The organism is Siccirubricoccus soli (assembly GCF_024178315.1).
GTDB classification, from domain to species: domain Bacteria; phylum Pseudomonadota; class Alphaproteobacteria; order Acetobacterales; family Acetobacteraceae; genus Siccirubricoccus; species Siccirubricoccus soli.
In genome coordinates this window covers 1-10,069 of record NZ_JAMZIK010000088.1, presented here as the reverse complement: position 1 = coordinate 10,069, position 10,069 = coordinate 1, and the positions used below count along the sequence as shown (strand labels likewise).

Sequence of the window (10,069 nt, the reverse complement as noted above, 5' to 3'; positions counted from 1 at the left end):
CGCCGCGCCGGTGACGCCGCGCCAGCGCCAGGTGGCGGCGGGCCCGGACGCCGAGCCGAAGGCCCGCCGCCCGCGCCGACCCAAGGTGGAGCCGGCGCGGCTGGACGCGCTGGTGGCGGCGGCGCGGCAGAGCCTGGAGGATGACAAGGCCGAGGATGTGCTGGTGCTGGACGTCACCGGCCGCGCCAGCTTCACCGACCGGATGATCATCGCCACCGGCCTCGCGGACCGGCAGATCCAGGCCATGGCGCAGCATCTGGAGGAGGCGCTGGAGAAGCTGGGGCTGAAGCTCAGCCGCAACGCCATCCAGGCCTCGCCCGACTGGGTGCTGATCGATGCCGGCGACCTGGTGGTGCATCTGTTCAAGCCGGAAGCGCGGGCGATGTATGCGCTGGAGCGCATGTGGGGCCCGGATTCGCCGGTGGGCGAGGGCAGCGGCGGGGCATGAGGCGCGAGGGCGGCGCGGGGTGAAGCCGCCCCGCCTCATCGCCATCGGCCGGCTGAAGGCTGGGCCTGAGGCGGCGCTCTTCGCCCAGTACAATGCCCGGCTGCGCCCGCCCTTCGCGGTGACGGAACTGCCGGAGGCCCAGGGCAGCGCCGGCGAGATCCGCCGGCGTGAGGGCGCCGCCCTGCTGGGCGCCCTGCCGGAGGCCGCCTTCGCCGTGGCGCTCGACCTTGGCGGGGTGGCGCCGGAGTCCGAGGCGCTGGCGGCGCTGGCGGCGCGCTGGGAGGCAACGGGCCGACCGCTCTGCTTCCTGATCGGCGGGGCGGAGGGGCTGGACCCCACCGTGCTGGCCCGGGCGGATCATCGCCTGTCGCTCGGCCCGCTGACCTGGCCGCATTTCCTGGTGCGGGGGCTGCTGGCGGAGCAATGGTACCGGGTGCAGGCCATCCGCACCGGGCATCCCTATCACCGCGCTTGGCGCCCGGGCTGAGGGGGCGCTCCGTGCTCGCGCACCCCGGTGCGCCCGGCTCCGGCGAGCGCGCCCTGGCCAGGGTTGTGGTGCCGTTGGCACCTCGAGGCCGGAGCCGCAGCCTTGGCACGCGAAAAGCGCCATGGCGGTTGCTAATGGCCGAGTTCGACGTCAAGGGGGCCTGTCGCGCCGGCCGGCGATCATGCGCCGGAGGCGTTACCTCCCGCCGCATGGCCGGGCACGGTCGGTCATCCGGGCGTCCGCGCAGCGCGTCCCGGGCTGCGCCGCAGCGCGGCGTGGAAGCAGTGACGCTTCCCCGCTCCGGTTTGCTAGAGCGTTTTCGGTTGGCATGCGTTCACCGAAAACGCTCTACGCCTTTGTTTGCAGAGCAGATTCACGCCTTCGGGCGATGCCGCCCTACGGCGATCTGCTCTAGGCTGCGCCGATGCTCCTCCTGCTGCTCGCCGCCCTGCTCTGGCTCGGCCTCCATCTCGGCCTCGCCGGCACGCGCCTGCGGGACCCGGTCGCTGCGCGCCTCGGCGAGGCCGGCTTCCGCATCGGCTTCTCGCTCGCCTCCGCCGCCGCCCTGGCGCTGCTGATCCTCGCCTGGCGCCGAGCGGAAACCCTGCCGCTGTGGTCCGCGCCTGGCTGGCTGCGCTGGGTGCTGGCCTTCGCCATGCTCCCGGCCTTCATCCTCTTCGCCGCCTCGCTCACCGCGCCCAACCCCACCGCCATCGGCGGCGGTGGCCTGCGCGCCGGCGCGGCCCGCGGCATCCAGCGCGTCACCCGCCACCCCATGCTCTGCGCCATCGGCCTCTGGGCCACCCTCCACCTCATCGCCAATGGGGATACGGCCAGCCTGCTCTTCTTCGGCACCCTGCTGCTGACCGTCCTGGCTGGCATGCCCTCGCTTGACGCCAAGCTGGCCCGGCGTGCGCCGGAGGCCTGGGCGCCGCTCGTCGCCGCCACCTCCATCCTGCCCTTCGGCGCCATCCTGGCTGGCCGCAACCGTCTGGCCCTCCGCGAGATCGGCTGGCTTGCCCCGCTGCTCGGCCTGCTCGCCTGGGCCGCGATCCTGCACCTGCATCCTCGCCTGTTCGGCGCGCCGGTCCTGCTCGCAGCCTCTTGATCGGCGGGCGCGAACGCGGTCATTGAGGACCCAGAAGAAAGACCGGGCAGGAACCATGCAGGAAATCGTCACCACCGCGGATGCGGACGGCTCATCGCGTGCCCGCGTCGCGCAGCTCGTCGCCTCGCCGGGCTTCCAGACGCTGATCCTCTCCCTTATCGGGCTCAACGCCGTCATCCTCGGGCTCGAGACCTGGCCGAGCCTGATGGCCGGCTGGGGCGGCCCAATCGGGGCGCTGGACCACGCCCTGCTCGCCGTCTTCACCCTGGAGATCGCGCTGCGCATCTACGCCTTCCGCGGCCGCTTCTTCCAGGACCCCTGGGGGCTGTTCGACCTGGTCGTCGTCGCCATCGCCTGGGTGCCGGCCGCCGGCCCCTTCGCCGTGCTGCGGGTGCTGCGGGTGCTCCGCATCCTCCGCCTGGTCAGCCTCGTCCCCTCGCTGCGCGTGGTGGTGGAGGCGATGCTCGCCTCCATCCCGGGCATGGCCAGCATCGTCGCGCTGATGCTGCTGCTCTTCTATGTCTGCGCGGTGATGACGACGCAGCTCTTCGGCGCCGACCTGCCGGAGCGCTTCGGCACCTTCGGCGACAGCCTGCTCTCGCTCTTCCAGCTCATGACGCTGGAGGGCTGGCCGAGCGACATCGCCTTCCCGCTGGCGGAGAAGCAGCCCTGGGCCTGGCTCTTCGTCATCCCCTTCATCCTGGTGGCCACCTTCGTGGTGCTGAACCTCTTCATCGGCGTCATCGTGGACAGCATCTCGACCCTGAAGGCGGAGCGGGAGACCACTGTGGCCGCTGAGGCGCGGGCCGAGGCCCAGGCCGACCAGGCGGTGCTGCTGCGGGAGATCCGGGCGCTGCGCGCGGAGGTGGCGGCGCTGCGCGAAGCGGGCCTCGGCAAGGGCTGAGCCGCGGCGCCGGCCGGCCGGAAACGCCTTGCCCGGGGGGTCTGGAGCGTGGTTGGCTGGCTTTGCTCACCCAATCCCGCCCTGGCCGTTATTTTGGTCGCGTGGTTCACGGTTTCGGTCGATTCGACCTTAACCGATCACGGTCCAGGGCGGACGAGGGTGGCCGCCCGACCTGCGCGGAGGCCCTGCCGGCATGAGCCATGAGGATGCAAGGCTGCTCGCCCGGCCGACCCCACCCGCGCCGGGGGCCCGGCGCCCCTTGCCGCCCGGCCTGCATCCGCTGGGCCAGGGGGAGGGGCGGGACGGCAAGCTGCGCGTGCCGCCGGAAAGCCTCCCCGCGCCCCTGCCGCTGATCGTCATGCTGCATGGCGCGACCGGGGATGCCATGCGGGCGCTCCGCCGCATCGCCCCCATCGCCGATTCCGCCCTGGTGATGCTGCCGGAAAGCCTCGGCCCCACCTGGGACGTGCTGCTGGACGGCTACGGGCCGGATGTGGCGCGACTGGATGCGGCGCTCGCCCGCATCCTGGCCGAGTGGCCGGTGGACCCTGCCCGGATCGCCGTGGCCGGTTTCTCCGACGGCGCTTCCTACGCCCTCTCCCTCGGGCTGATGAATGGCGAGCTGTTCCGCCATGTGCTCGCCTTCTCCCCGGGCTTCGCCGCGCCGCTGCATCTGGAGGGCAAGCCGCGCTTCTTCTTCAGCCACGGCACCGCCGACCCGGTGCTGCCCATCGAGCGCTGCAGCCGCAAGCTGGTGCCGCAGCTCCGCCGCTACGGCTACACCGTGATCTCGCGCGAATTCGAGGGCGGGCACGAGGTGCCGGAGGAAATGGCGGTGACGGCCCTCGCCCTCCTCATGGCGACGGCGTGACGACGCCCGCGTGACCGCGGCGCGGCTGCGCGCGGCTCCCGATTCGCTGGCCGCCCGAGGCCCTGCACGGCCCTCCTGGGCCAAGCCGCGGAGGGCCGCCGGGCGGCGGCAGGCTTCGGAGGCGCGCCGCGCCGGCCGCGGGGTTGAGCGCCCCGGCCGCGGATGCGAGGCTGCCCCGATACAGGAGGGAACGCCATGCAGGGCATCAGCGCGGATCTGAAAGGCAAGGTCGCGATCGTCACCGGCGCGGGGTCGCGGCCGGGCGAGGGGGTGGGGAATGGCCGCGCCGCCGCCATCCTGCTGGCGCGTGCCGGAGCGAAGCTGGTGCTGGCGGATGCCGTGCCGGAATGGGCGGAGGAGACGCGGCGGATGATCGCCGAGGAGGGCGGCGAGGCCCTCACTGTCACTGGCGATGTCACGAAGCCCGAGGATTGCGCCGCCATCGTCGCCGCCGCCACCGGACGCTGGGGCCGGCTGGATGCGCTGGTGAACAATGTCGGCATCAGCGGCCCGAAGGGCACGGCGGAGGAGGTGGACCCGGAGGAATGGGCGCATGGCCTGCTGGTGAATGTCACCTCCATGATGCTGATGGCGAAGTATGCCGTGCCGGCCATGCGCGCGGCCGGCGGTGGCGCCATCGTCAATATCGGCTCGGTCGCCGGGCTGAAGGGCGGCCATCCCTCGCTGCTCTACCCGACGAGCAAGGGCGCGGTGGTGAACATGACGCGCGCCATGGCGGTGCATCATGCGAAGGACCGCATCCGGGTGAACTGCGTCTGCCCCGGCATGGTCTACACGCCGATGGTGCAGGCCAAGGGGATGTCCGCCGAGGAGCGCGAGCGGCGGCGGCGGCGCAGCATCCTGCAGGTGGAGGGCAGCGGCTGGGATGTCGGCGCCGCCGTCGCCTTCCTCTGCAGCGGCAACAGCCGCTGGATGACCGGCGCCATCGTTCCCGTGGATGCCGGCGCGACGGCGATCGCGGCGCTGCCGAGCGGGTGAGGGCGCGATGGAGCAGGATCGGCTCGGCCTGGGCCTCTCCACCGCCTCCGCCGCGGCGGCCGAGGCCTTCCGCGAGGGCAACGACCTGCTGGTGACGCATTGGCCGGGGGCGGCGGATGCCTTCGGCCGCGCCATCGCCGCCGATCCCGGCTTCGCCATGGCGCATGCGGCGCGCGCCCATGCCGCGCTGCGGGAAGGCGACCTGGCCGCGGTGCCGCGCCACCTCGCGTCGGCGGAAGCGCTGGCCGCCCATGCCACCGAGCGGGAGCGGCGGCATATCGGCTATTTCGGCCTGTTCCTCCGCGGCCAGGGCGCGGCGGCGCTGGCGGCCTTGCCCGAGCACATGCGGGACTTCCCGCGCGATGCGCTGGTGCTGGACACGGCCATCACCCCGAACGGCCTGATCGGCAGCTCCGGCCGGGCCGACCGGCATGACTACCTCATCGGGCTGATGGATGGGCTCGCGCTGCATTACGGCGACGATTGGTGGTTCGGCGCCATGCATGGCATGGCGCTCTCCGAGGCCGGGCGCATGGTGGAGGCGCGGCCGAAGGTGGAAGCCTCGCTGGCGGCGCGGCCAGACCACGCCTGGGGCGCCCATGCGCTGGCGCATATCTGCTACGAGAGCGGCGAGGTGGCGGAGGCGATCAGCTTCCTGCGCGGCTGGCTGCCGGGTTATGCGCGGGAGGGGACGCTTCACTCCCACCTCGCCTGGCACCAGGCGCTGGGGGAGCTGGCGGCGGGGGATTTCGCCGCCGCCTGGGACACCTACCTGGCAAGCTGCGGTCCGGCCGGCCATACCGGGCCGCTGCGGCTGAAGCTGACCGATGGCGTCTCCTTCCTGCTGCGCTGGGAGCTGGCGGGGCAGGCCCGGCCGGCGGAGGCCTGGGCCGCGATGCTGCGCTTCGCCCGCGCCATGTTCCCCCGCCCGGGCTTCGCCTTCGCCGATCTGCATGTGGCACTGGCCGAGGCCATGGCCGGGGATGGTGCGAAGCTGGGGGCCTGGGTGGCGGAGGTGCGGGCGCTGGAGGCGGCAGGGCGCTACCCCTCCGGCGCGGTGCTGCCGGCCTGTGCCGCTGGCTTCGCCGCCTTCGCGCAGCAGGATTTCGCCGCTGCGGTGGAGGCGCTGGCGCCGGTGGTGGCGGAGCGCGACCGGATCGGCGGCAGCCGGGCGCAGATGGATCTGGTGGAGTTCACCCTGCTGCGCGCCTGCCTGCTGGCGGGGCAGCCGGAACGGGCGGCGGCGCTGCTGCGGGCGAGACGGCCGGCGGGGAGGGTGCCGGTGGCGGGGGCTCCACCCCCGTAGCCCCGGGCAGGGGGCAGAGCCCTCTGCCGGGGGGCGTGGGGAGGCGGAGCCCCCGACCGCTATGCCAGAGCTTCGATCGCCGCCTGCACGCCGCCCGGCGTATGCGGCACGCCGGCCGTCTTCATCGCCAGCTCCACCGTCGCCAGCGTGCCGAGGATCATCGGCTCGTTCAGGTCGCCCAGATGGCCGATGCGGAACACCTTGCCGCCGAGTGGTCCGAGGCCGCCGCCGAGCGAGAGGTTGAACTTCTGCAGCGCCACGGCGCGCAGCGCATCCGCGTCATAGCCTTCCGGCATCAGGATCGCCGTCACGCTGTCCGAGTAGCGTGCGGGGTTCAGGCAGAAGAGCTGCGGGCCGTTGTTGCCGGACCAGTGCTGCACCGCCGCGCGCACCGCCTTCGCCAGCCGGGTATGGCGGGCGAAGACATTCTCCAGCCCCTCCTCCTGCTCGATCAGCCGCAGCGATTCCTGCAGCCCGTAGAACAGGCTGACCGGGATGGTGCCGACGAAGCTGCGATGCGGCCGCTTCAGCATGTTGGTCCAGTTGAAGTAGTGCTTCGGCAGCGTCGAGGCGGCATGCGCCGCCATCCCCTTGGCGGAGACGCCCGTGAAGCTCATGCCGGTGGGCAGCATCAGCCCCTTCTGGCTGCCGCCGACGCAGGCATCGATGCCCCATTCATCCATGCGGAAGTCGAGGCTGCCGAGGGAGGAGATGGTGTCCGCCAGGAACAGCGCGGGATGGCCGGTGGCGTCCAGCGCCGCGCGCACCTCGGGCAGCGGGATCATCATCCCCGTCGCCGTCTCGTTGTGCACCACGCAGACGGCCTTGATGCCGTGGCCCTTGTCGGCCGCCAGCGCCTCCCGCAGCGCGGCGAGATCGACGCCGCGGCGCCAGTCGGCGGCGACGCTCTGCACCGCGAGCCCCAGATCCTGCGCCATGGCGGCCCAGGAAAGGGAGAAATAGCCGCTCTCGAGGATGAGGATCCGGTCGCCCGGGGAGAGCAGGTTCACCAGGCTGGCTTCCCAGGCGGCGTGGCCGGAGCCGGTGTAGAGGAAGATCTCCTGCTGCGTCTTCAGCACGCGCTTCAGCCCGGCGACGCAGGCCTCATAGACCGCGATGAAATTCGGGTCGTTGAAATCGACGGTCTGGTGCGCCGTGGCCAGCAGCACGGAATCCGGGATGTTGGTCGGGCCCGGATTGGCGAAGAATTGGCGGCCGCGCGGCTTCCTCGCGGGCTCGGTGGTGCTCATGGCGTCTGGTCCGTCCTTGGTCCATTGGGGCCGGCCGGGACGGGGGCAGGGCCCGGCCCGCCGGCCCGCCATGCCCCTTCGCCGCGGCGGGCCCGGGCTTCTGCTACACCGGGAAGGGGTACTTCTTCAAATACGGCATGTAGCTCTCCTCGACATCGATCTCGAGCGAGGCGAGCACCCGCACCACGGCGCAGTAGAAGCTGGCGGTCACCACCAGGTCCACGATAGCGGCGTTGTCCAGCACGGTGCGCAGCGCGGCGAAGGTCTCGTAATGGATGCCCGGCCCGGCATAAACCTCCCGCGCCGCCTTCAGCACCAGCCGCGCCGTGGGATCCAGCGCCGTCGCCTCGCCGCGGCTCTCGGCGATCAGCGCCTCGATATCCGCATCGGTGACGCCGAAATCGTAGCCGATCTTGATGTGATGCGACCACTCGTAGGGGGAGCGGGCCAGCCAGCCCACCTGCAGGATGGCGAGTTCCCTGAGCCGGGCGTCCAGCGTGGTGCCGTGGCGCAGATAGCTGCCGAGGCCGGAGAAGGCGCGGGCGGCGGCGGGGTTGTTCACCAGCGCCTTGTGCAGGGTGATGTCGCGGGCGAGCAGCGGCTTGTCCTCAGGCGCCAGATCGGCGGCGGTGAGGTACGGAACGCGGGCCATGGGTTTCCTCCGTGGTTAGGCGCGATCGCTTGTGGCGAGCTCGCCGAGCGGCGTGCTTCGGGCGACCAACAGATGGCGCAGGCGGGTGAGCGGCGCCCGCCCGTCCCGCCCCGGCGGTCAGGCGGGCCGTTGATAGGCCCAGTCGAAGCCCTGGGCGCCGCCCTTGATGCGGCCGGCCGTGGGGTTCGGGAAATGGATGGGCAGCACCAGCGTCGGCGTCTCTGCCACCTCCTCCAGGAAGGCGCGGCGGGAGGAAGCAGCCTCCTTCGGGTCCCAGTCGAACACCGTGGACCAGTCCGGCTCCCGGATCTGCAACGCATGGTGCATCAGGTCGCCGGTGACGACGGCGCGCTGGCCCTTCGAGGCGATGTTGACGCAGCAATGGCAGGGCGAGTGGCCCGGTGTCCTCTGCAGCCAGACCGTGTCGTCCAGGGCGAAATCGTCATCCACCAGCAGCGCCTGGCCGGCGGCGACGACGGGCTCGCAATTGAAGCGCCAGACATTGCCGGGCGGCTGCGCGCCGCGCCGCGTCGCTTCCTCCCAGGCGGCGTACTCGCCCTTGTGGAATACGTATTTGGCGTTCGGGAAGGTCGGCACCCAGCGTCCATCCACCAGCCGGGTGTTCCAGCCGCAATGGTCGATGTGCAGATGAGTGCAGAAGACGTAGTCGACCGCCTCGAAGCTCAGCCCCGCCGCCTTGAACCCATCCAGCCAGGGCTGCTTCGGGAAATCCATGGGCGCGGGGTAGCCCTTGTCCTCGCCGGTGCAGGTATCGACCAGGATGGTGTGCTTCGGCGTGCGGACCACGAAGGTCTGGTAGGTGATGACCATGCGGCCCGAGGCGGGGTCGAAGACCACCGGGTCCAGGGTCTGCAGGTGCCGCTCGCCGGTCTGCGGGTCATAGGCGGGGAACATGTCGGCCGGGCGGCGCCATGGGCCATCCCGCTCGATGATGCTGGTGATCGTGACGTCGCCGATCCGTAGCGGCTGCATGCGGCCTGTCCCCCGATTGCCGGCGCCGGCGGGGCGCCTCGCGGCCGAGCCTCGGCGGAAAATGCGGAGGAGGCAATGGCCCGTCGCCGGGGAGCCGGAACTCGCCGCCGGCTCCCGCTGCCGGTTCCGGCGACCGCGTAAGGTTCATGTAAACAAGGCCCGGCCTTGGCATCCCGCGCCGCTTTTTACATGGAGCCCTGCGGAATCACTTGAGAAATTTCGATGGCATGTCAGAATGCCAGGATCTCTACACGAGCATCCTGGCCGATTGTCGTGAAGCTGCACCCTCCCGCCGCCGATGAACTCGTCGGCCGGACTCTCGCCTCCGACGTGCTCCACCGCCTGCGCGCCGATATCGTGGAGGCGCGGCTGGAACCCGGCCAGCGCCTGCGATTCGAGAGCCTGCGCAGTTCCTACGGCGTCAGCTTCAGCACCCTGCGGGAAGCCCTGGCGCATCTGGTGCAGGAAAGCCTGGTGGTGGCGGAAGGGCAGCGCGGCTTCCGCGTCGCCCCCGTCTCCCGCCACGAGCTGGAGGATGTGATCGACACCCGCATCTTCATCGAAGCGGAGCTGCTGGCCCGGTCGGTGGCGCGCGGCGGGCCGGAATGGGAGGCGGAGCTGCAACGCCTCTACGAAGCGCTGGAGGAGGGGCCGGGGCACGACCCGGTGCAGCGTCGGGACCCGGCCTGGCAGGTGCGTCACATGGCTTTCCATGAGGGGCTGGCGGCCGCCGCCGGTTCCCCCACCCTGCTGGCGATGCGGGCCCTGCTGTGCCAGCGCACCGCGCGCTACAGCGCCTGGGCCCGGCGCCTGAATCCGGAGATGCCCTCGGAATACGGCACCCATCGCCCGCTGCTGGAAGCCGCGCTGGCGCGCGATGCGAGGACGCTGATCGAGGGCGTCTCCACGCAAATCCGCCTCACCGAGCAGATCATCCTCCAGGAAGCCGGCGCCGCCCTGGTGAGTGGCTAGAGCAGATCGCCGTAGGGTGGCATCGCCCGAAGGCGTGAATCTGCTCTGCAAACAAAGGTGTAGAGCGCTTTCGGTGAAT

Annotated in this window: 11 protein-coding genes; 8 read left to right on the top strand and 3 right to left on the bottom strand. The window is 71.6% G+C overall.

What is annotated here, in order from left to right; translation table 11 throughout:
- The 7 genes from rsfS to NJ376_RS14380 all read left to right on the top strand — a co-directional run.
- On the top strand, positions 1–448 hold a 448-nt coding region (gene rsfS, locus NJ376_RS14410; RefSeq protein ID WP_252953977.1), incomplete at its 5' end, for a ribosome silencing factor.
- 19 nt (positions 449–467) lie between these two features.
- On the top strand, positions 468–935 hold the full coding sequence (locus NJ376_RS14405; RefSeq protein WP_252953976.1) for a 23S rRNA (pseudouridine(1915)-N(3))-methyltransferase RlmH: 468 nt from the start codon (positions 468–470) through the stop codon (positions 933–935).
- Between the two features lie 424 nt (positions 936–1,359).
- Positions 1,360–2,043 carry an NnrU family protein gene (locus NJ376_RS14400; RefSeq protein WP_252953975.1) on the top strand — a complete coding sequence of 228 codons (684 nt, stop codon included), beginning with the start codon at positions 1,360–1,362 and terminating at the stop codon, positions 2,041–2,043.
- Positions 2,044–2,098: 55 nt separating this feature from the next.
- A complete protein-coding gene (locus tag NJ376_RS14395) occupies positions 2,099–2,947 on the top strand; it encodes an ion transporter (protein ID WP_252953973.1) in 849 nt (282 codons plus the stop codon).
- Positions 2,948–3,140: 193 nt separating this feature from the next.
- Complete coding sequence (locus tag NJ376_RS14390; protein WP_252953972.1) at positions 3,141–3,818, top strand: alpha/beta hydrolase; 678 nt, start codon at positions 3,141–3,143, stop codon at positions 3,816–3,818.
- Between the two features lie 195 nt (positions 3,819–4,013).
- Complete coding sequence (locus tag NJ376_RS14385; protein ID WP_252953971.1) at positions 4,014–4,817, top strand: SDR family NAD(P)-dependent oxidoreductase; 804 nt, start codon at positions 4,014–4,016, stop codon at positions 4,815–4,817.
- A gap of 7 nt (positions 4,818–4,824) precedes the next feature.
- Complete coding sequence (locus NJ376_RS14380) at positions 4,825–6,123, top strand: hypothetical protein (protein WP_252953969.1); 1,299 nt, start codon at positions 4,825–4,827, stop codon at positions 6,121–6,123.
- A 59-nt stretch (positions 6,124–6,182) separates the two neighbouring features.
- Here NJ376_RS14380 and NJ376_RS14375 read toward each other — a convergent pair whose 3' ends face one another.
- From NJ376_RS14375 to NJ376_RS14365, 3 genes are all read right to left on the bottom strand, one after another.
- Positions 6,183–7,373 (bottom strand): pyridoxal-phosphate-dependent aminotransferase family protein, encoded by a 1,191-nt coding sequence (locus NJ376_RS14375; protein ID WP_252953968.1) that lies wholly within the window; start codon positions 7,371–7,373, stop codon positions 6,183–6,185.
- A gap of 103 nt (positions 7,374–7,476) precedes the next feature.
- Positions 7,477–8,025: a carboxymuconolactone decarboxylase family protein gene (locus NJ376_RS14370; protein WP_252953967.1), complete on the bottom strand. Its 549-nt coding sequence runs from the start codon at positions 8,023–8,025 to the stop codon at positions 7,477–7,479.
- A 117-nt stretch (positions 8,026–8,142) separates the two neighbouring features.
- Positions 8,143–9,018, bottom strand: coding sequence for an MBL fold metallo-hydrolase (locus NJ376_RS14365; RefSeq protein ID WP_252953966.1), 876 nt, complete (start codon positions 9,016–9,018; stop codon positions 8,143–8,145).
- 273 nt (positions 9,019–9,291) lie between these two features.
- On the opposite strand from NJ376_RS14365, the gene NJ376_RS14360 reads away from it, so the two are divergent.
- Positions 9,292–9,990, top strand: coding sequence for a GntR family transcriptional regulator (locus NJ376_RS14360; RefSeq protein ID WP_252953965.1), 699 nt, complete (start codon positions 9,292–9,294; stop codon positions 9,988–9,990).
- Positions 9,991–10,069 lie beyond the last annotated feature (79 nt).

Coding starts and splice junctions, on each gene's coding strand:
- NJ376_RS14395 (WP_252953973.1), top strand. CDS start 2,099: ATGCAGGAAATCGTCACCACCGCGGATGCGGACGGCTCATCGCGTGCC.
- NJ376_RS14375 (WP_252953968.1), bottom strand. CDS start 7,373: ATGAGCACCACCGAGCCCGCGAGGAAGCCGCGCGGCCGCCAATTCTTC.
- NJ376_RS14365 (WP_252953966.1), bottom strand. CDS start 9,018: ATGCAGCCGCTACGGATCGGCGACGTCACGATCACCAGCATCATCGAG.
- NJ376_RS14370 (WP_252953967.1), bottom strand. CDS start 8,025: ATGGCCCGCGTTCCGTACCTCACCGCCGCCGATCTGGCGCCTGAGGAC.
- NJ376_RS14385 (WP_252953971.1), top strand. CDS start 4,014: ATGCAGGGCATCAGCGCGGATCTGAAAGGCAAGGTCGCGATCGTCACC.
- NJ376_RS14380 (WP_252953969.1), top strand. CDS start 4,825: ATGGAGCAGGATCGGCTCGGCCTGGGCCTCTCCACCGCCTCCGCCGCG.
- NJ376_RS14390 (WP_252953972.1), top strand. CDS start 3,141: ATGAGCCATGAGGATGCAAGGCTGCTCGCCCGGCCGACCCCACCCGCG.
- NJ376_RS14400 (WP_252953975.1), top strand. CDS start 1,360: ATGCTCCTCCTGCTGCTCGCCGCCCTGCTCTGGCTCGGCCTCCATCTC.